Origin of the sequence: Corynebacterium nasorum (assembly GCF_032821635.1) — a bacterium.
Classification (GTDB): domain Bacteria; phylum Actinomycetota; class Actinomycetes; order Mycobacteriales; family Mycobacteriaceae; genus Corynebacterium; species Corynebacterium kefirresidentii.
On the sequence record NZ_JAVBIE010000002.1, the window covers coordinates 265727 to 287975 of the forward strand.

The 22249-nt window shown below is 60.9% G+C and carries 21 protein-coding genes and 1 tRNA gene; 12 read left to right on the forward strand and 10 right to left on the reverse strand.

The window, feature by feature from the left end; all coding sequences use genetic code 11:
- Positions 1–95: 95 nt before the first annotated feature.
- The 5 genes from RAE07_RS03170 to RAE07_RS03190 all read left to right on the forward strand — a co-directional run bounded on the left by RAE07_RS03170 (position 96) and on the right by RAE07_RS03190 (position 5487).
- Positions 96–1052: a sugar-binding transcriptional regulator gene (locus tag RAE07_RS03170; protein ID WP_317001327.1), complete on the forward strand. Its 957-nt coding sequence runs from the start codon at positions 96–98 to the stop codon at positions 1050–1052.
- An 84-nt stretch (positions 1053–1136) separates the two neighbouring features.
- Entirely contained in the window at positions 1137–1862 is a 726-nt protein-coding gene (gene deoD / locus RAE07_RS03175; protein ID WP_301732264.1) for a purine-nucleoside phosphorylase, read from the forward strand.
- A 93-nt stretch (positions 1863–1955) separates the two neighbouring features.
- Complete coding sequence (locus tag RAE07_RS03180; RefSeq protein WP_524535616.1) at positions 1956–3245, forward strand: MFS transporter; 1290 nt, start codon at positions 1956–1958, stop codon at positions 3243–3245.
- Positions 3246–3255: 10 nt separating this feature from the next.
- Positions 3256–3903, forward strand: coding sequence for a deoxyribose-phosphate aldolase (deoC, locus tag RAE07_RS03185; RefSeq protein WP_317001330.1), 648 nt, complete (start codon positions 3256–3258; stop codon positions 3901–3903).
- Positions 3904–3906: 3 nt separating this feature from the next.
- Positions 3907–5487 carry a phospho-sugar mutase gene (locus RAE07_RS03190; protein ID WP_317001331.1) on the forward strand — a complete coding sequence of 527 codons (1581 nt, stop codon included), beginning with the start codon at positions 3907–3909 and terminating at the stop codon, positions 5485–5487.
- Here the strand turns inward: RAE07_RS03190 and RAE07_RS03195 are convergent.
- The 3 genes from RAE07_RS03195 to RAE07_RS03205 form a co-directional block, all read right to left on the reverse strand.
- On the reverse strand, positions 5484–6068 hold the full coding sequence (locus RAE07_RS03195) for a DUF2335 domain-containing protein (protein ID WP_200288293.1): 585 nt from the start codon (positions 6066–6068) through the stop codon (positions 5484–5486). The genes RAE07_RS03190 and RAE07_RS03195 overlap by 4 nt on opposite strands.
- Positions 6069–6561: 493 nt before the next feature.
- Positions 6562–6643, reverse strand: a tRNA-Tyr gene (locus RAE07_RS03200).
- Positions 6644–6749: 106 nt separating this feature from the next.
- Positions 6750–7754 carry a polyprenyl synthetase family protein gene (locus RAE07_RS03205; RefSeq protein WP_317001332.1) on the reverse strand — a complete coding sequence of 335 codons (1005 nt, stop codon included), beginning with the start codon at positions 7752–7754 and terminating at the stop codon, positions 6750–6752.
- 98 nt (positions 7755–7852) lie between these two features.
- Between RAE07_RS03205 and RAE07_RS03210 the strand changes: the two genes are divergently transcribed.
- Positions 7853–9118, forward strand: a complete 1266-nt coding sequence (locus tag RAE07_RS03210) for a geranylgeranyl reductase family protein (RefSeq protein WP_284835581.1) — start codon at positions 7853–7855, stop codon at positions 9116–9118.
- 44 nt (positions 9119–9162) lie between these two features.
- On the opposite strand, the gene RAE07_RS03215 is transcribed toward RAE07_RS03210, so the two are convergent.
- The 6 genes from RAE07_RS03215 to RAE07_RS03240 all read right to left on the reverse strand — a co-directional run bounded on the left by RAE07_RS03215 (position 9163) and on the right by RAE07_RS03240 (position 16502).
- The gene (locus RAE07_RS03215) at positions 9163–9852 is read right to left on the reverse strand and encodes a demethylmenaquinone methyltransferase (RefSeq protein WP_284835582.1); all 690 of its coding nucleotides are present in this window, start codon (positions 9850–9852) and stop codon (positions 9163–9165) included.
- A gap of 11 nt (positions 9853–9863) precedes the next feature.
- Positions 9864–11063 (reverse strand): glycosyltransferase family 4 protein, encoded by a 1200-nt coding sequence (locus RAE07_RS03220; RefSeq protein WP_317001333.1) that lies wholly within the window; start codon positions 11061–11063, stop codon positions 9864–9866.
- Between the two features lie 60 nt (positions 11064–11123).
- Positions 11124–11594: a DUF3592 domain-containing protein gene (locus RAE07_RS03225; RefSeq protein ID WP_086588900.1), complete on the reverse strand. Its 471-nt coding sequence runs from the start codon at positions 11592–11594 to the stop codon at positions 11124–11126.
- Positions 11595–13217 carry a 2-succinyl-5-enolpyruvyl-6-hydroxy-3-cyclohexene-1-carboxylic-acid synthase gene (gene menD, locus RAE07_RS03230; protein ID WP_317001334.1) on the reverse strand — a complete coding sequence of 541 codons (1623 nt, stop codon included), beginning with the start codon at positions 13215–13217 and terminating at the stop codon, positions 11595–11597.
- Positions 13218–13274: 57 nt separating this feature from the next.
- Entirely contained in the window at positions 13275–14021 is a 747-nt protein-coding gene (locus RAE07_RS03235) for a hypothetical protein (RefSeq protein ID WP_239208770.1), read from the reverse strand.
- A gap of 78 nt (positions 14022–14099) precedes the next feature.
- Positions 14100–16502, reverse strand: a complete 2403-nt coding sequence (locus RAE07_RS03240) for an ATP-binding cassette domain-containing protein (protein ID WP_317001335.1) — start codon at positions 16500–16502, stop codon at positions 14100–14102.
- 219 nt (positions 16503–16721) lie between these two features.
- Between RAE07_RS03240 and RAE07_RS03245 the strand changes: the two genes are divergently transcribed.
- Positions 16722–17633: a hypothetical protein gene (locus RAE07_RS03245; RefSeq protein ID WP_317001336.1), complete on the forward strand. Its 912-nt coding sequence runs from the start codon at positions 16722–16724 to the stop codon at positions 17631–17633.
- Positions 17634–17636: 3 nt separating this feature from the next.
- On the opposite strand, the gene RAE07_RS03250 is transcribed toward RAE07_RS03245, so the two are convergent.
- The gene (locus tag RAE07_RS03250; protein WP_317001337.1) at positions 17637–18662 is read right to left on the reverse strand and encodes an o-succinylbenzoate synthase; all 1026 of its coding nucleotides are present in this window, start codon (positions 18660–18662) and stop codon (positions 17637–17639) included.
- Between the two features lie 75 nt (positions 18663–18737).
- Here RAE07_RS03250 and RAE07_RS03255 point away from each other — a divergent pair, with 75 nt between their 5' ends.
- The 5 genes from RAE07_RS03255 to RAE07_RS03275 all read left to right on the forward strand — a co-directional run bounded on the left by RAE07_RS03255 (position 18738) and on the right by RAE07_RS03275 (position 22244).
- Complete coding sequence (locus RAE07_RS03255; protein ID WP_259824715.1) at positions 18738–19199, forward strand: DIP1984 family protein; 462 nt, start codon at positions 18738–18740, stop codon at positions 19197–19199.
- A gap of 295 nt (positions 19200–19494) precedes the next feature.
- Positions 19495–20463 (forward strand): 1,4-dihydroxy-2-naphthoyl-CoA synthase, encoded by a 969-nt coding sequence (locus RAE07_RS03260; protein ID WP_239204715.1) that lies wholly within the window; start codon positions 19495–19497, stop codon positions 20461–20463.
- A 15-nt stretch (positions 20464–20478) separates the two neighbouring features.
- The gene (locus tag RAE07_RS03265; protein ID WP_005322953.1) at positions 20479–20628 is read left to right on the forward strand and encodes a hypothetical protein; all 150 of its coding nucleotides are present in this window, start codon (positions 20479–20481) and stop codon (positions 20626–20628) included.
- Positions 20629–20719: 91 nt separating this feature from the next.
- Positions 20720–20908 (forward strand): hypothetical protein, encoded by a 189-nt coding sequence (locus RAE07_RS03270; protein ID WP_005322954.1) that lies wholly within the window; start codon positions 20720–20722, stop codon positions 20906–20908.
- Between the two features lie 169 nt (positions 20909–21077).
- Positions 21078–22244: a metal ABC transporter substrate-binding protein gene (locus RAE07_RS03275; protein WP_049377867.1), complete on the forward strand. Its 1167-nt coding sequence runs from the start codon at positions 21078–21080 to the stop codon at positions 22242–22244.
- Positions 22245–22249 lie beyond the last annotated feature (5 nt).

The following is a 22249-nucleotide window of genomic DNA, read 5'->3' on the forward strand; positions in this document are numbered from 1 at the left end:
TTGCAACGTTTTACACAAATCGCCACGTCAGAGCACAAAAATGGGAAGCTTTTATGACACCTTATTGCGCATGTGAATGTGCTTGAATGAAAGGCATGTTGGATCAGAAGGATGCCCAATCCATTGACGCCGCAAAGTTGTACTACAACTCCGGCTTCTCTCAGGCCGAGGTTGCCCATCATCTTGGGGTTTCCCGGCCCACGGTGTCCAAGTTGCTCAGCCACGCCTCCACGCGCGGCTTTGTCACCATCAGCATTGCCGATCCACGCGAGCAATCCGATGAACTAGTGGGCCAACTGCGCCAGCGCTTTGCGCTTGCCGACGTCCGCGTAACCACCACCCCACCCGGCGGTTCTCTCCTAGCAGACCTGGGCAGCGCCGGCGCCGCCCTCCTGGAAGAACTCATTAAGGATGGCACCAGCGTCGGCCTCTCGTGGGGCGAGACGATATCCTCCGTCGCTTCTCACCTGCGGCGACAGCCACGGGAAGGCGTAGAGATTGTGCAACTAAAAGGTGGCCACTCACACACGGAGCGATCCACTAAAGATTTCTACACCCTGCAGGCCTTTGCCCATGCCTTCAATGCCGAGGCTCACCTCCTACCGCTGCCGGGCATCTTCGATTCCGCGGAGGCCAAGCAGTGGGTGGAGCGAGATAGGCATATTGGGCAGATTTTGCATAAGGGGGCGTCGGTAAGCGTGGCAGTGTTCACGGTGGGCTCGGCCGAGCAGGAATCCTTAGCATTCAACCTGGGATATCTGACCGCGGCCGAGAAACAGCAGATTGCAGACAATGCTGTGGGTGATGTGTGCTCGCGCTTCTTCGACGCCTGCGGGGAAGTAGCCTGCCCGGCCGTAGACGCCCGCACCGTGGGCATCAGCCTCGCAGACTTGGCCACGCGCCCCACCCGGGTGCTGGTAGCTGGCGGCGCATCTAAGGCGCGGGCCATATGGGTGGCGCTGCGCAAGGGATTGGCTACCCATCTGGTCACAGATCAGGCCACCGCGCGCAAGATCGTGGACTGGGCTAGTGAGGCCTCCCACAAATGTTGAACAATTGTAAATTGCGTCATTGACATGGGTTCCTGCGGGGTTAAGCTAAGTGTGTAAAATCCCCCCACACCGAGGAGCGAAGCTATGTCCGCTACCGATATTGCCACCCCACACATCAACCCGCAGGGCGCGCCCATTGCAGAAACCATCTTGCTGCCCGGCGACCCACTGCGCGCAAAGTTCATCGCCGAAAACTTCCTGGAAGACACCGTCCAGTTCAACGGCGTGCGCAATATGCTGGGGTTTACCGGCACCTATAAAGGCAACCCCGTTTCGGTCATGGGCACCGGCATGGGTATTCCCTCCATCGGCATCTACTCCTGGGAGCTCATCCACAACTACGGCGTAAAGAAGCTCATCCGCGTCGGTTCCATCGGCGCTATGCAGGAAGACATCGAGCTACACGATGTCATCGTCGCCTCCTCCGCCTCCACCGATTCCAATTTCTTGAGCCAGTACAACCTGCCGGGCAGCTACGCTCCCACCGCCTCGTGGAAGCTCCTCAAGGCTTTGGTGGATGAAGCCGAGAAGCAGCAGGCACACATTCACGTGGGCAATATCTTGAGCTCGGACATCTTTTATAACTTTGACCAGTCCGTCAACGAACGCTGGGCGCACATGGGCGTGCTCGGCGTAGAGATGGAATCCGCAGCGCTTTATGCCACCGCGGCCGAAGCCGGCGTCGACGCACTGGGGCTTTTCACCGTATCCGACAACCTCGTGCACGGTACCAAGCTTTCTGCCGAAGAACGCCAAACCGCCTTCCACACCATGATTGAACTCGCGCTGCCGCTTAACGCGCTCGACTAAAAGGACGCCTTCCCCGTGACTTCTTCTACTACCTCTGCTTCCCCGCAGGACAAGCGGCCAGGTCCCGCGCTAAACCCCAAAGTTGCCGTCCCCATCCTGCTCTTCGTCTTTGTCTTTTCTCTGGTTATTGATAACGGCTTTAAGACGATGACCATGCCGATTGCTCAGGCGCTCGACCTTTCCGTTAAGACCGCCTCCCTCCAGGCTTCCCTCGCCGGCGTCATCATCGGCATCGGTGCTGTGGTCTATGCCGCGCTGGCGGATTCCATTTCCATCCGCAAGCTCATGCTCACCGGCGTTGTCCTCATTGCCGTGGGATCGATTTTAGCCTTCGCCTTTTCTAGCTTCTGGCCCATGGTGCTGGCCGGTCGTCTCATTCAAACCGCCGGCCTCGCCGCCGCGGAGACGCTTTATGTCATTTACGTGACCAAGCACTTGAGCGAGGCCGATCAAAAGACCTACCTGGGCTTTTCCACCGCCGCTTTCCAAGCCGGCCTGCTCATCGGCGCGTTGACCTCTGGCTTTATTTCCACCTATGTCTCGTGGACGGCGATGTTCCTAATCCCGCTCATCCTCATTCTGACCATCCCACCAATCATCAAGCTGGTGCCAGAAGATGAGACCGTGGAGGGACACCTCGATGTGCTCGGCCTATTTTTCATCGCCGTCTTTGCCACTGGCCTGACCTTATTCATGCAGGAGTTCGACTGGGTATATCTCATCGTGGCTGTCCTCGGCGTGGTGGGCTTTGTTTACCACATCGGCCACGCCAAGTATCCCGTGGTCACCCCGGAGTTTTTCACCAACGGCCGCTACGTGTGGACCATCCTCATGGTCTTCTTCGTCTATTCCACCCAGATGGGCTTCATCTTCTTGCTGCCTTTTGCGGCGCATGACCTGCACGGCATGAATATCGATAAAGCCTCCCTGTTGATGATCCCGGGCTATATCTGCGCCATCCTCATCGGCATCTTCTCCGGAAAGATCGGCACCGTTTTATCCTCCCGCGCCACCATCTACACCGCCTTCGCCTTAGTTGCCGGCGCACTGGTGATGGCCGCGCTTTTTGTGCAACTCCACGTCGCTATTCTCATCGCAGCCATCGTGGCCTTCGCCTCCGGCTTTTCACTGATGTACGCGCCGCTGGTTAATACCGCGCTGCGCAATATCAGCGCCGTCAAGTCCGGCATCGCCATTGGTTTTTATAACCTGACCATCAATATCGCCATCCCGCTGGGCATTGCCTATACCGCCAAGCTGCAGGACCTCGCCAGCTATAACACCGTGCTGTGGATCCTGGCCGCCGTGGCTGCTATTGGCATTGCCCTATACGTAGTTTCTGACCTCAAGATGGCCCGTTCCGAATCCCGCCCAGCCCGTTAAGGAGAAAATTATGACTTCCCGCACCGACGTTGCATCCATCATCGATCACACCCTGCTCAAGCCGGAGGCCACCCCGGAACAATTCCGCGCCCTGGTAAATGAGGCAGCCGAGCTGGGCACCTACTCCGTATGCGTTTCCCCCTCCGCCTTGCCCATCGAGGTTCCTGACTCCCTGCACATTGCCACCGTCGTCGGCTTTCCCTCCGGTGCCGTAAAGCCGGAGATCAAGGCCGCTGAGGCAGCCCGCGCGGTTGCTGATGGCGCCGAAGAAGTGGACATGGTCATCAATATCCCGCTAGCCATCGAGGGCCGCGCCGAGGATCTGCAGGCCGAAATCCAGGCCGTGCGCGATGCCATCCCGGGCAAGGTTCTCAAGGTCATCATTGAATCCGCCGCGCTTTCCGACGACGCCATTGTCCTCGCCTGCAAGGCCGCCGCATCCGCCCAGGCGGACTTTGTCAAGACCTCCACTGGCTTCCACCCGGCCGGCGGTGCCTCTGTACATGCCGTAAAGCTCATGCGCGAGACCGTAGGCGATAAGTTAGGCGTGAAAGCCTCTGGCGGCATCCGTACCGCACAGGACGCCCTAGCCATGATTGAGGCTGGCGCGACCCGCTTGGGCCTGTCCTCCTCCGCCAAGATCCTCGAGGAGCTCTAAGCCATGTCGAAAGCCGCCGCCGTAGATTATGACTACGCCCGTACGTGGGCCGAGCACGACCCTGATCCGGATACAGCCCGCCAGGTAAAGGCCTGGATTGAAGAGGGCAACACCGCCGAGCTCGCCTCCGCCTTCGCCGGCCCCCTGGCCTTTGGCACCGCGGGCCTGCGCGCCGCCGTGGGCCCGGGTGAGTCCCGCATGAACCGCGCCGTGGTCATCCGCACCACCTACGGGCTCATCACATGGCTCAAGCAGCAGGTCGATACCCCAGTTGTGGCCATTGGGTGCGATGCCCGCCACGGCTCCGCGCAATTCCAGCGCGATGCGGCTCAGGTCATCTCCGCGGCCGGCGGCCGGGCCCTGGTTCTGCCCGCACAAAACCCCACCCCGCTGACCGCTTTCACGGTACGCAAGCTCAAGGCGGATGCTGGCATCATGGTTACCGCCTCACATAATCCGCCGGCCGATAATGGCTACAAGGTGTACTTGGGCGGCCGCATCGCCACCGGCCCTGCGGAAGGCGTGCAGCTTATCTCACCCGCCGATGCCGAAATCGCGGAAGCCATCGCCGCGGCACCTCATGCCGATGAAATCCCGCTTTCTGCGGCGAATGTCGAGAACGTCGATACCCGCGCCGACTACCTCGACCGCGCGGCACAACTCGTAGGCGAAAGCTCCGATGTCACCATCGCGCTCACGGCCATGCACGGCGTTGGTGCTGCCTTGGGCAAAGAACTTCTCACCCGCTGTGGCTTCCGCGTCTCGCTAGTTCCTGAGCAGGCCCAACCGGATCCGGATTTCCCCACCGTCTCCTTCCCCAACCCGGAAGAGCCCGGCGCCCTTGATCTGGGTATCCGCCACGCTGAGGAGATCGGCGCCGATATCCTTATCGCTTACGACCCCGACGCCGACCGCTGCGCCGCCGCCGTACCTACTGCTTCTGGCTCCTGGCGCCAGCTCACCGGCGATGAAACCGGTGCCCTTTTGGGCGACTATCTGGCCCGCCGCGGGGCGACCGGCAATTTTGCCAATTCCCTCGTCTCCTCCCGCCTGCTCGGGCGCATCGCCGCGCACTACGGCCTCGGCCACGAGGAGACGCTGACCGGCTTCAAGTGGATCGCACGAACCCCGGATCTCGCCTTTGGCTATGAGGAGGCCATTGGATTCTGCCCCGATCCCACCGCTGTCCGTGACAAGGATGGCATCGCAACCTCCGTAGTGCTCGCCAGCCTCGCAGCCGAGTGCAAGTCCGCAGGAACCACCCTGCTGGAGCGATTGGAGGGCATCTATGCCGCCGTTGGGGCCCTGTATACCCAACCGCTGACCTTCCGCGTAGATGACCTCAGCATCATCGCCCAAGCGATGGACAAGGTCGCCTCTACCCCGCCCACCGAACTGGCTGGCTCGCCCGTGGCGAAGGTAGAGAAATTCGCCCAAGGATCCAAGTTCTTCACCAACAACGATGACCGCGTCATCGTGCGCCCCTCTGGTACCGAGCCGAAGCTGAAGTGCTACATCGAATCCCCCGACGCCGACCGCCTCGATGCTATTGCGGCCGACCTGCGCGCCTACTTCGAGATTTAAACCCCTCCCCGCTCCACGCTCTCTAACTGGTCCTTCTGAGATTGCTTAGGGCCAATCAGGGTGCGGACTAGTGGGCTTGCTGCCGCCAGGCCCACCGCCGCAGTACCAACTATCGATTCCGGTGGGTCAAAAAGAACGAGTATCGCCGGTATAAGGATGAGCGCGCCGAAAATGACACCTACGGCCGTAAAGAGCCGTACTTTTGATTCAAATATCGCGTACTCGAAAGATTCTGCTGTAACTTTCCTATCGAGGACAATATCTGCATGAGCGTCCTCCATAATCCGATCGCCTGCGCCCGGCTGAATGTCATTGTGCTGTTTGATTATCTGTGGATGCGGAGTTGGCCCCTGATGCGCCCACACAGCAATTTGGTCGTCAAGGTTAGAAAGTCTATTTACGCCAGGGAGCGCTCCTCCAACTGGTGGGAAATCGCTGCGTTTATTTTCCGGTGCGCCCGATAACTGCGAGTCCGATTGCGCAGATGCGCTTGCTGCGCTGCCTGCGCTACTCGCTGGCTTTGAAATAGGTGAATCTCGTTTACCCCGTCCAGCATCGTTCGGATCTTCTTCATATCCCATATCCTATCGCTAAACCTCATACTTTCATCTCTACAGTGACTTTCTGTGACTGATGGTGTGGCTACCGAGCGCGCCTGTTTGTACACAGCACCTTAGGAAGGTGTAGTTTGCTGGTCCTGAAGGCCAAAATGAGAGGAGTTAAAGATTACAGAACCCCGCCATTCATCCTTAACAGTTCTGCTAAAGATTGCAGTTGGTATTTCATCATTGCTCTGCCTCGGCTATTTCATTGGCGGTTTGAATGCGGTATACGTTGCCAAGGCCCTGGCGGGATCGGATTCCACCTCATTGCCGGATATTTCTCGTAGGTTAGGAAATGGATTTTTCTACTTCACGGCCGCTGGGATATTCCTAGCTGTATCCCTCATCGGTGCCTATGCGGTGTTCCACAGGGCTCAAAGCTCCCGCAGACAGGAGCCCTGCCGGTAGCACCCGTCTCACGACTGCAGGTACGACGAAACCCCGCAAGCATCTGCTTGCGGGGTTCATTCTGTGCCAGGTAGAAGATTCGAACTTCTGAAGGCAATGCCGGCGGATTTACAGTCCGCTCCCTTTGGCCGCTCGGGCAACCTGGCATGCACTGTGTGGTGCGAGTAAGTACTTTACTACGAACCACCCACCTACCTACAAATCGCCAGCACATAAGGGGAAAAGACGATAGAGGAGGGCGTCGCCAAGCAGCTAACCCACGCGGCGCACAGTGTAATCCGCCAATTGGCGCAGGGCCTGGCTGGCCGAATTCTCCGGCAGCACGGCGAGCTGCTCCTCTACCACGCGCAAGTAGGCAGTGATGTCCTCCAGCGCCTTCTGTCGGCCGCCAGATTGGTGCAGGAGCTCAATGGCACGCTCCACCTCGGCGTCGGAATGCAGCGGCCCAGTGAGCAGCTCACGCAGCTTATCGCCCACCTCACCCTCTTCTTCCAAGGCATAGAGAACCGGCAAGGTAAATACGCCCTCACGCAGGTCCGTGCCCGGGGTCTTGCCGGATTCCTTAGGGTCGGAGAAGATGTCGATGACATCGTCCACAATCTGGAAGATCATGCCGATGGCACCACCAATGCGGTGCAGGGCTGCGGCATGCTCGGCCGAGGCACCGGAGTGATAGGCGCCCAAGTAGCCCGCAGAGGCAATGAGCACGGCGGTCTTTTCGCGGATAACCGCCGTATAGTGCTCCACGGCATTAGCCTCGCCCGCGCCGATGGTCTCGCGCATCTGGCCGATAACCAGCTCTTCAAAGGTATCGGCAAAGTGGCCTACGGTGTGGGTATCCAGCTCGCTCATCAGGCGGGAGGCATGCGCCAAGAGCGCATCGCCGGCGAGGATGGCCACGGAATTATTCCACCGCGAATTCGCGGATTCCACGCCCCTACGGCGGTCTGCCTCATCCATGACATCGTCATGATAAAGAGTGGCCACGTGCACCATCTCCACGACGGTGGCGGCCTTAACAACCTCTTCGCAGCCCGGACGCGAACCATACTCGGAGGCCAATAGCGCCATCATAGGGCGAAAGCGCTTGCCACCGGCCTTGGACAGGTGGCTGACCTTATCCTTTAAGAAGTCCTGGCCGCGGTCGATTTCACTGCGCAGCTTGTCTTCTACTGCTTCCATGCCCGCACCAATGCGCTCGTTGAGCTGCGGATCACCAAGATCCACGTGCGTGGCATGCGATTGACCGTGAGTCATTAAATAGTGTTCCTTGCAACTAAAAGCCAGAGATAATCGATTACCTACCGTAGTCCAATCCGCGCCCCTAAACACACTCGAGGGGGCGAACTCATGCAATGATAGTCCTCATGTCGGAGCAGATCGATTCCCAAACCTATGTCGAGGTCGCCATCATTGGCGCTGGACCTGCCGGAGCCGCCGCCGCGATTCACGCCGCACGCGCGGGCTTTGACACTCTCCTTATTGATTCCGCGACGTTTCCCCGCGATAAAACCTGCGGTGACGGTCTCACACCGCGCGCGATGCATCAGCTCGACGAGCTGGGCCTTAAGGTCAACGCCTCCTACCGCAATCGCGGCCTGAAGCTGCACGGATACGGCGGCGATATTACCGCGCCGTGGCCGAAGACCTACCCTTCCCAGGTGGGTACGGCCCTGCCACGCTATCGCTTTGATGCCCTGCTTGTCGACGCCGCCGTAGACGCCGGCGCCACCCTTATCACCGGCACCCCCGCTACCGATCCCATGCTCGAAGGAAACCGCGTGACGTCTTTCCGCGTGGGCGAAGCCACCGTACACGCCACGTGGGTCATTGTGGCCGATGGCGTGCGCTCTACCTTTGGCAAGAAACTTGGCCGCACCTGGCACCGCGAGGAAGTCTATGGAATCGCCGCACGCTCCTATGCTTCTTCCACGCATGCCGATGAGCCCTGGATGCACTCCCACGTGGAGCTTAAAGACGAAGACGGCGAGGTGCAGCCGGGCTACGGGTGGATCTTCCCGCTCGGCCTTGAGCTCGGCCAGGTCAACATCGGCCTTGGCGCGCTCTCGACCGCGCAGCGCCCCGCCAAGATCAACACCAAGAAGCTGCTCGAGTTCTACGCCGCCCAGCAGCGCCCCGAGTGGGGACTAGGGGGGATTGAACACGTCACCTCTGCTCTACTGCCCATGGGCGGCGCTGTTTCCAACGTGGCCGGTGCCAATTGGATGCTCATCGGCGATGCCGCCGCCTGCATCAACCCCCTCAACGGCGAAGGTATCGATTATGGCTTGGAGACTGCCGCGCTTGCCGTGGATCTACTCGGCCCAAAGGATTTCACCCTCGCCTGGCCAGCCGTCCTGCGTGAACACTACGGCGAATCCTTCCTCCTCGCCCGCACGGCCGCGCGCCTTTTGACCTACCCGCAGTTCCTCCCGATTGCCGGTCCGCTGGCCCTGCGCGGGCCCATCGGCCGCATGCTCATGCCGGCCGCCGCACGCCTTATGGGCAATCTCATAACTGACGACGACCGCGACCTCATCGCGCGCACCTGGCGCGCTGCTGGCCGCACCGTATCGTCTCTCCGCCGCGATACTCCCCTGTGGGATTCCACCGCGGCATAGTCCCCGTCCCCCTCATGTCTCTAGGCGCGGGCCCAGGCCCGCACCTAGTCGGGCTTGACCGCCGAGTGCAGCGCCACGATGCCAAAGGTAAGGTTCTGCCAACCAGCCTCGGCCCAGCCATTGCGATTGATAGCCGCCGCGAGCTCCTCTTGCCCCGGCCATGCACGAATGGACTCCGCGAGGTAGATATAGGCATCCGGATTAGAAGAAACCACGCGCGCCACCGGCGGCAGCAGGCGCATTAAGTATTCCTTGTACACGGTGCCAAAAATTGGCACCACCGGGGTGGAAAATTCCGCCACCGCTAGACGCCCGCCCGGCTTGGTCACGCGCGCCATTTCACGCAGCCCGAGCTCAAAGTCGTGGATATTGCGCAGTCCATAAGAGATGGTCACCGCATCAAAAGTATTATCCGCAAACGGCAGCTTCATGCCATCGCCGGCCACCTTGGGTACGTCACGCTCACGGCCAGCGGCCAACATCCCGCGGGAGAAATCGCACGCCACGCACCACGCACCGGACTTGGACAATTCCACGGTGGATACGGCGGTGCCGGCCGCAAGATCGAGGACTTTCTCCCCCGGCTGTAGGTTTAGTCGCTCGCGGGTGCGCTTGCGCCAGTGCGCGTCCTGCCCGAAGGACAAGACGGTATTAGTGAGGTCGTACTTCTCGCCCACGGCGTCAAACATGCGCGCCACATCGAAGGGCTTTTTATCCAGATCTGCCTTAGACACAAATGATCAGTTTAGGCCACGCGGGCGCCGAGGGCACGAGCCGCCCACCGCGGCAGCTCCGGGCGCTGCCCCAGAATGGTCAGGGGCACCCGGCGGGTATCCTCCAGCACCTCTTCGTAATAGCCCACGAGCTGCTCGCACAGCGCCTTCCACGTCTTGGAAGAAATGGACTCGCGGGCATTATCGCGCATCTCCTGATGGATCTCTGGATTGAGCAGCGCATCCACCGCATTGGGGAGGTCTTCCACGAAGGTCTTCACGTCCAACAAAAGCCCGTTATAGCCCTCCTCAATGAGGTCTACCGGACCACCGGCACGCGGCCCAATGGTCGGCACACCGGAGGCCTGCGCCTCTTGGATGGACTGGCAGAAGGTCTCAAACTCACCGGCATGGACAAAAACATCCAAAGAAGCATAGGCCGCGGCAAGTTCTTCACCGGAAAGAGCACCCGTAAACACGGCCCCAGGAAGCTGGGCTTCCAATAATGGCCGCTCCGGCCCATCGCCCACGATGACCAGCTGGATATCTTCGCGTCCATTGAGCGCCGATAACCGGTGCACCCCCTTTTCCGCAGCCAAACGCCCAACGAAGCCGACGATATTCTTCGTGCCGCTCGGCTCCCAGCTGCGGCGCAGATCAGCAGAGCGCTTGGATGGGTGGAAAAGCTCCGCATTCACGCCGCGTCCCCAATGGCGCACGTTTTTGATGTGGTGCTTTTCCAGATCCCGGATGGTCAGAGAAGACGGTGCCAGGGTCATCTGGCAGGAGTTGTGGATGGTGCGCAGCCACTCCCAGACGCCATAGGCCAGCGCGGAAGCATGGTATTTGGTGGCGAATCCGGCGACGTCAGTCTGGTACAGCGCCACGGCCGGCACGCGTTGCTGACGGGCGGAGAAGGCACCTGCCGCGCCGAGTACGAAGGGGCTGGCTAGGTGGATGATATCCGGCTTGAAATCACGCAGCGCCTCATCCACCGCCGTGGTAGGAACTCCCACCGGAAGCGAATCCACCAGCGGCACGCGCACGGTGGGCACGCGGTAGATGGGGAATCCGAGGTAGTCCGGAATTTCCTCTTGGCCTTCGCGGGCGCCCGGCGCGATGACAATGGCCTCCTGCCCCGTCTCGTGCAGATGCTCCAAAACGCGCAGCACTGAGTTGGTCACACCATTGACATTGGGAAGGAAGGATTCAGCCACGATCGCAACACGCATGCCACCATAATGACCTATTTTCTTAAGTTAATGGTGAAGCTAGCGGAAAATCTTGGTTAATTATTTCTCCGCACGGCGGGTAAAGAAGCTAATCAGCTTCCACAAAGCGGCCGCAATAAGTGTAGCCACCACCCCTACCGAAGCCGCTGGGATGATAGCCAGCGTCCACTTACGGCCTTCGACCTTGACTAAATCAGGGTCATCGAGGGCGTATTGCACCCACACCTGCTGCCCCTCCCCCAGGCCGCTGGGATATAGCAGCCCGTGCTTCGGGATATGGTAAATCCCCTCACTGTCTTGGAAATCCACCGTGGTGCGCAGCATTCCCACGTCTTTGACTGTAGCCAGAGCACGCGCGGGATGGGCGGCGATGGCGTGATCATTAAGCGCCGGTCCGATGACCATGCCTACCACGCCCACAAGTGCGGCCAGATACAACGCCAGCGTCAGCTGGTGCAGGCGACGACGATAGACCGCAGCCGTATAGCGCGGCACCACGGCTGCGTGCGGTTTATGCTGCGGCGAAGCCACTTACTGGCCCACCTTTGCGGTCAGCTTCTCAGTGAGCGCCCGACGCGTGGCACGGGTGGTCTTTGCTTCCACGATGGTGATACCGGTGGAGTATTCCTTAAGTTCCGCCAGCGTATCCAGCAGCTCCTGCGGAGTAGTGACCTCGCGGTAGTCTGCCTCATAGGCTTCTGCCAGCTTGCCGACGTCCACCCCATGCGGCGTCCCAAACGCCGGCTCAAACGATGCGCGCAGCGCATCGGCCCCCTGCTCAAGGGTTTCGAAGATGCCGCCACCATTGTCATTGGCTACGACGATGGTGAGGTTTTCCGGACGCGGTTGGTCTTCTGGGATGAGCAGGCTATTCGCATCATGCAAGAAGGTGACATCGCCCATCAGCGCCATAACGCGTGGGGCACGCCAATTGGTGGGATCCAGCGATTGCGTGGCCAAGGAAATGCCGATGGCCTGGGCAATGGTTCCGTCAATACCGGCCGCCCCGCGCGGCGAGTACGTATCGACACCGTCGAAGGGCAGGCCCACTAATGCGGCATCGCGCACTGGGTTCGAGGCGCCAAGGACCAAGGTGTCGTTGACGGAGAGCGTATCGCCCACCGCGGCCGCCACGTGCAGCCCCGTAAATCCCAGTTCTTCGTCCTCAAGAGTCTCGCGCACGGCTTGTCCCGCCATGTCGGTAGCACCCTCGCAAATCTTCATCCACTCGCGGCTCGGTTCCCCGGTGACCTTGACGGTGGTGCCAAGGCGTGCGTCCTCACCGCGCTGATTGGTGAAGTCCTTGGTGCGCGAGAGCACCACCAGATCAATATCCGGATCATTCATCAGCGCCAAAACGCTGCGGTGCAGAGTCGGGTGCCCGACGACGATGACCTGTTCCACCTTGGTATTGACCACATAATCATTCGCAGAGACCTGCGCCTTGCGGAAGATATGCGCCGCCGCCGGATGTACCGGATGGTACGGGCCTGGCGCGCTTGGCTCTGCGATGGTTGGCACGTCTTGGAGGCCTTCTACCTCCCAGGCCTCGTCCCCCGCAATGACCAGTGTGTTCTTGCTCAAGTCCACGGCTACTTCGCCGTGATCCACAAAGGCCGGTGCTGGCTCGAGCACGCCATCGCCGGAGGTGCGGGCGGGCAAAGCGGCGTCGACAAGCGGGGCATCAAAAGCCACATTGATGTGTACTTGCAGGTCTGCGCGGAAGCGCTGGGACATCGCCTCCAGATCAGCTGCGCTGGGGACCTGGGTGGTCTCCGCATAGACGCCGAAGATGCCCTGTTGCTCGATGGTTTGGGAGGCACCCGTGCCTACCAGACGCTCTGGCCGATCGGCGCTAATGATGGCCAGCGGCGTATGGGAATAGTGTGCCTCCACCACGGCCGGCAGAGTATTAGCCACCGCAGTTCCCGAGGTCATCACCACGCCCACGTGGCGGCGCTGCACTCGCGCCATGCCTAGGGCGGTAAACGCTCCCCCGCGCTCATCGAGGCGGGTGTGAACGCGGATATCATCACGTGCTAAAAGCGCCAACGACAGCGGCGCGTTGCGCGAACCAGGGCACAAGACGACATCCGTGAGGTGGCGCGCCAGCTGGGCGGCTACCTTCTCAGCCAACTGCATCGATTCATTCATGCCGCCCGATTTTACCTGCCCGCGCGCCATTTCCCTTACCGGGCAGGTGCTTGGCACTTAGTTCTGAGTGCCTTGCTGGTCGGCCGGCTGCCCGCCGCCGCCCAAGAGATCATTGAGGAGGCCCTCGACGTCCACGTCGCCGCCCCTATCCAACTGGTCTTGCAGATCTGATGGCAGTTCGGTCGGAATATCGGAGGGCAGCTCGTTTTGGAAATCCGGCAGCTTCGGCAGCTTATTGGAATTTTCATCCTGCGTATCCGGCTCATTTGTCTGCGTCACGGTAGTGGGAACCTGCGTGGTCAGTGTCTCCGTCACCGGCTCTGGTTCCGGCTTATCTGCCTCGTCCGCGGCATTGCGCCACAGGAAAAACAGCACAGCCGCGGCAAGCACTGCCAGCACCGCAATAGCCGCAAAGACGCCGACCATAGCGCCGCCTCCGCCGCCCTTCTTCTTGCGCTTTTCCGGCTGGTCCGGATCATAGTTCGACGGCACCGGTTCGTACTCGGGCTGCTGCGCGTATTGCTGGCCATATGCCTGCCCGGCCGGCTGCTGATAGTTCTGGCCGTAGCTTTGCTGCTGACCGTAGCCCTGCTGATAGCCAGCGGCCGCATCAAATTGACGAGTCTCATTCTGCGTCTGCTGCTCGCCTGGGAAGTACTGCTTGGGGTGCTCGCGGCGCGCTTGGTCGCGGCTGGGGCCTGCGGCATTATCGGGCACGCGGCCAATCTGGCGCGTGGCATCATCCGCCGGGCTGGACCAGCTGCGGGTTTCATTATTATCGCCATGAGGGCCTTTAGTAGTCATACCCTCTACCTCTACCCCATTTTGCTGTGAGATCCCAGAGAGGTCTCCCACAGCTAACGGGTAGCTAAGGCTCGCCGCTTAATGCGCTCGGCGTGCACTCAAGGCGCGGCCCGTGGCGGTATCCTCTGCGGCAACCTGCGCCGGGGTGGCATCCGCGATGATGCGGCCGCCATCTTCGCCAGCGCCCGGGCCCATCTCAATGATGCGGTCCGCATTCGCCATGACCGAAAGATCATGCTCGACGACGATCACCGTATATCCAGCATCCGCCAGCTTATGCAGCTCGGTATTGAGCAGGTCGATATCGGCTGGGTGCAGGCCCGTGGTGGGCTCATCGAGCAGGTAGACCGTGTGGCCGCGGCGAGAATTGCGAGAGCGCTGCAGTTCCGTGGCGAGCTTGATGCGCTGGGCCTCTCCGCCGGACAGCTCCGGTGCACCTTGACCCAAGCGGAGATAACCCAGGCCGACGGCCTGCAGTGTGGCGATGGCGCGGTAAATCTTTTCCTCTTCGGCGAATACCTCTGCGGCTTCGTCGACGGTGAGCTCCAAGATATCCGCGATGGTGCGACCCTGCCAGGTTACTTCGAGGGTTTCCTCGTTGAAGCGGGCGCCGCCGCACTCTGGGCAGGTGGTATACGAGCCTGGCAAAAAGACCAGCTCCACTTCGATTTTGCCCGCGCCGCCACAGGTGGGGCACTGGCCTTGCTTCACGTTGTAGGAAAAGCGCGAGACCGTCCACTTGCGCTGCTTGGCCTCGTCGGTGGAGGCGAAGAGCTTGCGGACGTTATCGAAAAGACCGGTATAGGTTGCCAGCGTGGAGCGCGGGGTGCGGCCGATGGGTTTTTGAGTAATCTGCACGACGCGCTTGACTCGGTCAAAGCCTTCCGTGCTCTCTACCGACCAGCCCTTCTCCTCGGTCTCTTCTTCATCGGAGACGGCCGTAGCGGATTGGCGCAGCAGGCCGGCAAGTACCGTACTGACCAGAGTGGACTTACCGGAACCGGATACTCCAGCGACCGCCGTGAATTGGCCGAGACCAAAATCTACATCGAGGTTGTCGATGCTGCGGGCTTTGATGCCGCGAAGGGTGAGGTGGGAAGAGGGGGTACGGGGGTCGTCGGCAAGCGCGAGCGTGCGATTAGCCAAGGCACGGGCGGTGGGGGTGTCCGCGTCGTAGTCCGCGACTGGACCCGAATAAACGACGTTACCGCCGCGCTCGCCGGCCAGCGGGCCGACGTCAACGAGCCAGTCCGCCTGCGCGACCAAATCCATGTCATGCTCTACCAAGAGCACAGAATTGCCGGCCGCGATGAAGCGGCGGCACATGTCCATCACGGCATCGCGCTCATCTGGGTGCAGGCCGGCCGAGGGCTCATCGAGCACATAGGCCACGCCAAAGAGACCGGAGCGCAGCTGCGCCGCCAGTCGGATACGCTGCATCTCGCCGCCAGATAGGCTCTGCGTTGGCCGATCCAGGCTTAGATGCGCCAGGCCGAGCTCGAGCGCCGAGGTCAAGGCAGGAAGAATCTGTTTGAGCAATAAGTCCTCGGCCGAATTCTCCTCCGGATTCTGCTTGCTGAGCACCGCGTGGACCCTATCGAGCGGCAGCGCGCCCAGCTCATCAATGGGCATGCCCGCATAAGTCACCTTCAGCGCGGCTGGGTTGAGACGGCGGCCTCCGCAGGTTTCGCACTCGCGCGATTCCATATAGGACAGGGTGCGCTTGCGCAGGGTATCCGATTGGGTCTCTGCCAGCGTCTTCTTCAGGTAGCTGGCCACCGAACGCCACGTGCCCTCATAATTGCGCTGAATCTGGTCCTTGCCGCGCAGGGGCTTGACCGTGACTACTGGGCGCTCCTCGGTAAAGAGAATCCAGTCGCGGTCTTTCTGTGGCAGCTCTTGCCAGGGCGAATCCAGGTCATAGCCCAGGTTCATCAGGATGTCGTGGAAATTCTTGCCGGCCCAGGCGCCAGGCCACGCCTGGATAGCGCCTTCCTCGATGGAGAGGGTGGGATCCGGGACCATCGAGTCCTCGGTCGGCTCATGCACCACACCCGTGCCGTGGCACTGCGGGCACATTCCCTCAGGCGTATTGGGCGAGAAGGAATCCGAGTACAGGCCCTCCGGATTATCCCCGGCGCGCGAATAAAGCAGGCGCACGCTATTGGAAAGTGCGGAGACTGTGCCGACCGTGGAACGCGCACCGCCGCCGGAGGTTGATTGTTGCAGTGCGACCGTCGGCGGCAGGCCTTCTACCTGGCTGACCTGCGGATCGACGGCCGAGCTAATGAGGCGGCGGGCGAAGGGGGCTACCGATTCAAGGTAGCGACGCTGGCCTTCGCCGTGAATCGTGCCGAAGGCAAGCGAAGACTTGCCAGAGCCGGATACTCCAGTAACCGCGACGAGCTTGCCGCGGGGCATATCGACGTCGACATTGCGCAGATTGTGCAGGTGGGCATCGCGGACCTTGATAGTAGACATGTCCTCTAGCGTACGCACAGGTGGCGAGCTGGGCAGTCTTAATACTGACGGCAGTCTCCTATGGCGGTTCGCCGGTTATCTTCCTCCGGTTCACCGGTTTTCAACGATTTCGTCCATACATATGGCGAAAACCGTCGACGGTTTAGGTGTTTTAGATGGACGAAATCGTTGAAATTAGAAAGGTGGAACCTTCCCGGAAGATTTTCAGTCCAATGAGACATGTGGACGAGAAATGAATTACTGGAATTAGGCCTTACTGACTATGAAATCCGCAGCAGAATTAGTGAGGGAACGCTTTTACGCTTGCGGCGCAACTGTTATGTCGCGGCGGAGGCGAGCGCGAAAGATAAGCTCAACGCGGTGGCGCAGCTTTATCCGGATGCGGTGTTTTCGGGAACGGCGGCGCTCGCGGCCTATGGCTTATGCGAGGTGCGGCTGCCGGCGGTCGTCCGGGTGGATAATAACTGCCGAGCCCAGGCGGATGATCTGGTACATACGGTGAGGTCGCGGCCGGTGCCGGCGAATCGGGTGAGGGACGTAAAGATGGCGTTGCCGGCGCAGGCGGTAGCAGATGCCCTAAGCTTTGAGCGGTGCGGCGAGTGGATGCTAAAGGATGCGCTGGCGCAGGCGTATCGCGGGCTCAACGGAAGGGGGAGGTTCGCGGCCGATTTAGAGCGAGTGAGCAGCAAGAAAAGGGACGCGGTGCGCGATTTGGCGGAGGAGGCGCCGGTGGGGACGGCCTCGAAGTGGGAGCAGCGGATGTACCACGAGATGCGGCGGGTCGGTCTCAAGCCGGTGCCGAATTTCCGTTTAGGACCGTATACCTGGGATTTAGGCTTCGAAGCGGGAACTACGGTGGTGGACTTGGACTCGCTTTATTATCACGCGCCGGAAGATAATCACCGGGAATTTCTCATCGGGACGTGGAAGACCAATCATGCGGTGCAGCATGGGTGGGCGCCATTGAAATTTACAGATGAATGCACCGACTACCACCTCAAGCTGGTGGTGGAGACGGTGCAAGAAACGGTGGCGCATCGACGCAGCGTGCGCGGGCTAAAGAGCAGTCCGCCAAAGGTGCGGCGGGCGCTGGTGACTCCGGCGTGGCGGTTCCACCAAAGCTTGCTCTAGAGCCTAGTCAGACAGGTGCGGCCAGCAGGCGCGCAGGCGGTCGAACCACCAATCGCGGCGGTCGGCGGGGGCGGCAAGGGCGGTCAGGCGGTCTGGGTCGGGGGCGAGGATATCGGCGGGAAGGTGGCCATCGACAAGCGGGCGCGGCGCGGTGACGTCTTCTGCAAAGAGGGAGCCGGTGGCAAGTCCAGCGGCGGCCGGGGTGACGTCAATGTCTTCATCGTCGTAGATGCGCGGGAGGGCGGCGACGGCCGCCAGTCCCATATTGATACCGATGGAGGTGTCGAGCGCGGAGGCCACCGTGATGTCCATATGGCGTTGACGCAAGTGCTGGGCCACCTCGAGGACGCGGCGCACGCCACCGAGTGGGGCGGGCTTAACCACGGCGACGTCCGCTGCCTGCAGCTCGGCGACACGATAGGGGTCGGCGACCTTACGAATGGATTCATCGGCGGCCACGCGTACGAAGAGACCCGCGCGCATGAGACGGCCGCGCACCTGGGCGAGCTCCTCAGTGGTAGCGCATGGCTGTTCCATATAATCCAGCGGCATCATCATCTGCGCAGCCTGGACTGCTTCCTCCACGGTCCAGCCGCCATTGGCGTCCACGCGCAGGATAGGGATTTCGCCGCGTTGGGTGATGGTGTCGCGGACGGCGCGGACGCGAGCGGCGTCGTCGGCAAGCGTGTGGCCCTTTTCTGCCACCTTGATTTTGAAGGTGCGGCAGCCAGGGTAGCGCTCCACTACGGCCGGGACCTCGCTGGCAGGCACGGCCGGGATGGTGGCGTTGACCTCGATGGAATCGCGCACCGGCTCCGGGAAGCCCTCGTAGGCGGCCTCGAGCCCCGCGCGCAACCACGCGGCGGACTCGGCCGATCCGTACTCCAGGAAGGGCGCGAACTCGCCCCAGCCGGCCGGGCCATCGATGAGGAGGGCCTCTCTGGTGGTGATACCGCGGAAACGCACGGCAAGCGGGAGGGAGACTACGTGGGCGCGGTCGAGGACATCATCGATATGCATGGTTTTCATGGTAGCGCTCTCAGACCATTGACCCTTCCCCCACTCTGCGCTACTTTGGGAACCTATACCAATAAAGGAGGAATTATGCTGCTAGCTGAGGCATTGGCGGAACGCGCCCAGGCGCAGGAGCGCCTCAATAGCCTGCACGAGCGGCTGCTCACCGTGGTTCGCGTGCAGGAGGGCGATACCCCGGAGGAGGATCCGCAGGAACTGCTGCGCGAGCTCGACGGCGTGGCCGGGCGCATCGATGAGCTGGTTCAGGCCATCAATGCGACGAATATCGCCACCGCCTTTGATGAGAAGATGAACCTGATGGAGGCCCTCGCGCTGCGCGACGGCCTCTTGCGCAAGCGCCGCATCTACCACGACCTAGCGCAGCGGGCGGGCACGCGCTCGGATCGCTATTCCCGCAACGAGATTAAGTTTGTCTCCACCATCCCGGTGGCGGATATGCGCAAGCGCGTCGACGATCTATCTAAGCAGTACCGCGAGCTGGATACCCGCATCCAGCAGCTGAACTGGAATACCGAACTGAAAAACGGATAGTCATGTCGCGCGCCGCATAGAGCGCGCGATGGTAGCCCACACGCCTGCAGCGAGCAGGCCCCCACCCTGGAGGGGAAAATCCTGGGACACAGGCCCCCTTTAGCGCTTTTAAAAGGGGCGGGGAGTTCGACTCTCCCCATGGCATGGAGTACGGCGCTGGTATGGCGTACACGGGTATTGTGCGGGGCAAAACCTCGCAGTATCGCGTATTGATTATTACCGGCCTGCTGGGCAGCGCGTGTGGGTGAGGGTTGGGAATGGGGACTATTCTTCTTTTGCCACTAAGCTGGCCGATATGAGCGAGCAGAAAAAATACAGCACCGATAATCCCTTTCGGCCGGAATTGTGGCATTCCGTAGAAGGCTTTGAGGACCTCACGGATATCACCTATCACCGGCTCAACGGTGAGGGCCGCAAGAACGGCATCGTGCGCATCGCCTTCGACCGCCCGGAGGTGCGCAATGCGTTTCGCCCGCATACCGTAGACGAGCTCTACCGCGCAATAGATCACGCCCGCCGCACGCCGGATGTGGGCACGATTTTGCTCACCGGCAATGGCCCTTCCGAAAAGGATGGCGGCTGGGCGTTTTGTTCCGGCGGCGACCAGCGCATTCGCGGCCGCTCCGGCTACCGCTACGCCACCGAGCACGCCCATGATGACGCCACCGCGGATGAATCCACCGTGGACACCGCCCGCGAAAAGGTGGAGGGCGGTCGCTTGCATATCCTCGAGGTCCAGCGCCTTATCCGCACCATGCCCAAGGTGGTTATCGCCGTGGTCAATGGTTGGGCGGCCGGCGGCGGTCACTCGCTGCACGTGGTCTGCGATATGACGGTCGCCTCCCGCCAGGAGGCGCGCTTCAAGCAGACGGACGCGGACGTGGGTTCCTTCGATGCCGGCTATGGTTCGGCCTACCTAGCTAAGATGGTGGGCCAGAAATTCGCCCGCGAGATCTTCTTCTTGGGTCGCACCTATGATGCCCAGCGGATGTATGAGATGGGCGCGGTCAATGAGGTTGTCGATCACGCCGACTTGGAAGACGCCGCAATCCAGATGGGCCGCGAAATCAACGGCAAGTCCCCAACAGCCCAGCGCATGCTGAAGTTCGCTTTCAACCTGACCGATGACGGCCTCATGGGCCAGCAGGTCTTCGCCGGCGAGGCGACCCGCCTGGCGTACATGACCGACGAGGCCGTCGAGGGCAAAGAAGCATTCCTCGAAAAGCGCGACCCGCAGTGGGAGCAGTTCCCGTATTACTACTAGCCAGGAGTTAGCACGATGTGGATTTTCGCCATCGGCTTGGCCACACTTGCACTGGCGGGCGTCATCGTCTCGCGAGTGTGGATGCTCAAGCGTATCAAGGATGCGCAGGACAGCGGGGAGCGTCCCTTCGATCAGGAGGACACCCCGCGCAATCCATACATGTAGCGGAGTAAATGGCGTGGGACGCCCTCGGACCGGAGTGAGACATCTCAAGCAATTGTGGACATGCCCATAGTTAATACTTAAAGTGTCGAACATGAAACTCTGCAACTCATTCGTCATGCTCGCAGCACGCGTCGCCCTGGGCGTAATTCTCATCGCCCAGGGCTGGCAAAAGTTCTCCGAATGGACCGTCGCCGTCGCGGGCCTGATGCTCGCCGCCGGCCCCGGCATACGCTCCCTGGATCAGCTCCCCTTCAGCAAAAAGGCAAAAGTAGCCAAATAAGGCCACCGCTTCCTAGCCTCTCACTTCACTCATTGAAGTGAGAGGCATTTTTAAATTTTGGCAGCTTAAGGAAGAGATAGGACCACCTAAGTTCATTACGTTGAACAATCTAGTTCAAGGGTGCTAGTGTTTGTTGAGTTCACTTCTCCTAATACAAAGGAAGTTCATTATGAGCTCAAATCACAGCACCCCACGCCGGCCCCTACAGCGCATTCTCGCAGGCACCTGCGCCCTCGCACTCGGCGCCAGCCTCGCCGCTTGCAGCGCCTCGAAGGAATCCATCGACGCTGCAAAGCCGAAGGACGGCGACACCGTCAAGGCCGTGGCCACGACTACCCAGATCTGCGACTACCTCACCCAGGTAGCCGCCGGCGGCCTCAAGCTCCACAAGGTCGACTCCCAGGGTGCGGAGACCAACTCCGGCGAGGGCCCAGTGACCCTCGACCTCACCTGTTTGCTCGCCCCCAACGCCAGCGCCCACGAGCACGAGATGACCCCACAGCAGATGCAGGCGCTCTCCCAGGCCGACTACATGTTCGTCAACGGAGTCGACCTCGAGCACTTCCTCGACCAAGCCGTGGACTCCTCCGGCTTCCACGGCGTCATGGCCGTGACCTCGGGCGTCAAGAGCGAAGGTATGGGCGATGGCAACGGCAAGTACACCATCGACGAGGGCATCGAGCACGTGAGCCCGCGCCCGTGGCCTTTCCCGGGGGAGGACGGCGAGGCCCCAGAATTCAAGTACGACCCGCACGTGTGGACCTCCCCGAAGCAGGCCAAGATTCAGGTCGACAACATCGTCAACACGTTGTCCCAGGCCTCCCCGCAGGCCAAGGACGCCTTCACCGCCGCCGGCAAGAAGTACACCGACCAGTTGGAGGACCTCGACAAGTGGGCCAGCGATTCCATGTCCGCAGTTCCTGAGCAAGACCGCGTGCTCTTCTCTTCCCACGACGCCTTCGGCTACTTCTCAAACGCATACGGCGTGAAGTTCATCGGCTCCGCACTGTCTGACTTCAACAACCAGCAGGACGCCACCTCGCGCCACATCGACGAGCAGGCAAAGCAGATCCGCGAGTCCGGTGCCAAGGCCATCTTTGCGGAGAATTCCAACAGCTCGAAGTCCATCGAGGCCATCGCCCGCGCCGCAGGCGTCAAGGCGGTTACATCCGACGACGCTTTGTACGGCGACTCGCTAGGTGTGCCAGGCAGTGAGGGCGAGACCTACATCGGATCCATCGTCCACAACATCAACACCCTGGTCAGCGCCTGGGACTCCGAACAGCAACCGTTGCCGGAATCGCTGCAGGCATTCGACGTCGCCAAGCGCAAGTAGCTCTA

Excerpts from the sequence above, each read along its gene's own strand:
- RAE07_RS03270 (WP_005322954.1), top strand. The coding sequence starts at position 20,720 with ATGAAACTCTGCAACTCATTCGTCATGCTCGCAGCACGCGTCGCCCTG.
- RAE07_RS03255 (WP_259824715.1), top strand. The coding sequence starts at position 18,738 with ATGCTGCTAGCTGAGGCATTGGCGGAACGCGCCCAGGCGCAGGAGCGC.
- deoD (WP_301732264.1), top strand. The coding sequence starts at position 1,137 with ATGTCCGCTACCGATATTGCCACCCCACACATCAACCCGCAGGGCGCG.
- RAE07_RS03250 (WP_317001337.1), bottom strand. The coding sequence starts at position 18,662 with ATGAAAACCATGCATATCGATGATGTCCTCGACCGCGCCCACGTAGTC.
- RAE07_RS03205 (WP_317001332.1), bottom strand. The coding sequence starts at position 7,754 with ATGACTCACGGTCAATCGCATGCCACGCACGTGGATCTTGGTGATCCG.
- menD (WP_317001334.1), bottom strand. The coding sequence starts at position 13,217 with ATGAATGAATCGATGCAGTTGGCTGAGAAGGTAGCCGCCCAGCTGGCG.
- RAE07_RS03240 (WP_317001335.1), bottom strand. The coding sequence starts at position 16,502 with ATGTCTACTATCAAGGTCCGCGATGCCCACCTGCACAATCTGCGCAAT.
- deoC (WP_317001330.1), top strand. The coding sequence starts at position 3,256 with ATGACTTCCCGCACCGACGTTGCATCCATCATCGATCACACCCTGCTC.
- RAE07_RS03170 (WP_317001327.1), top strand. The coding sequence starts at position 96 with ATGTTGGATCAGAAGGATGCCCAATCCATTGACGCCGCAAAGTTGTAC.
- RAE07_RS03260 (WP_239204715.1), top strand. The coding sequence starts at position 19,495 with ATGAGCGAGCAGAAAAAATACAGCACCGATAATCCCTTTCGGCCGGAA.
- RAE07_RS03195 (WP_200288293.1), bottom strand. The coding sequence starts at position 6,068 with ATGGGATATGAAGAAGATCCGAACGATGCTGGACGGGGTAAACGAGAT.
- RAE07_RS03235 (WP_239208770.1), bottom strand. The coding sequence starts at position 14,021 with ATGACTACTAAAGGCCCTCATGGCGATAATAATGAAACCCGCAGCTGG.
- RAE07_RS03190 (WP_317001331.1), top strand. The coding sequence starts at position 3,907 with ATGTCGAAAGCCGCCGCCGTAGATTATGACTACGCCCGTACGTGGGCC.
- RAE07_RS03245 (WP_317001336.1), top strand. The coding sequence starts at position 16,722 with ATGTGGACGAGAAATGAATTACTGGAATTAGGCCTTACTGACTATGAA.
- RAE07_RS03210 (WP_284835581.1), top strand. The coding sequence starts at position 7,853 with ATGATAGTCCTCATGTCGGAGCAGATCGATTCCCAAACCTATGTCGAG.
- RAE07_RS03220 (WP_317001333.1), bottom strand. The coding sequence starts at position 11,063 with ATGCGTGTTGCGATCGTGGCTGAATCCTTCCTTCCCAATGTCAATGGT.
- RAE07_RS03265 (WP_005322953.1), top strand. The coding sequence starts at position 20,479 with ATGTGGATTTTCGCCATCGGCTTGGCCACACTTGCACTGGCGGGCGTC.
- RAE07_RS03275 (WP_049377867.1), top strand. The coding sequence starts at position 21,078 with ATGAGCTCAAATCACAGCACCCCACGCCGGCCCCTACAGCGCATTCTC.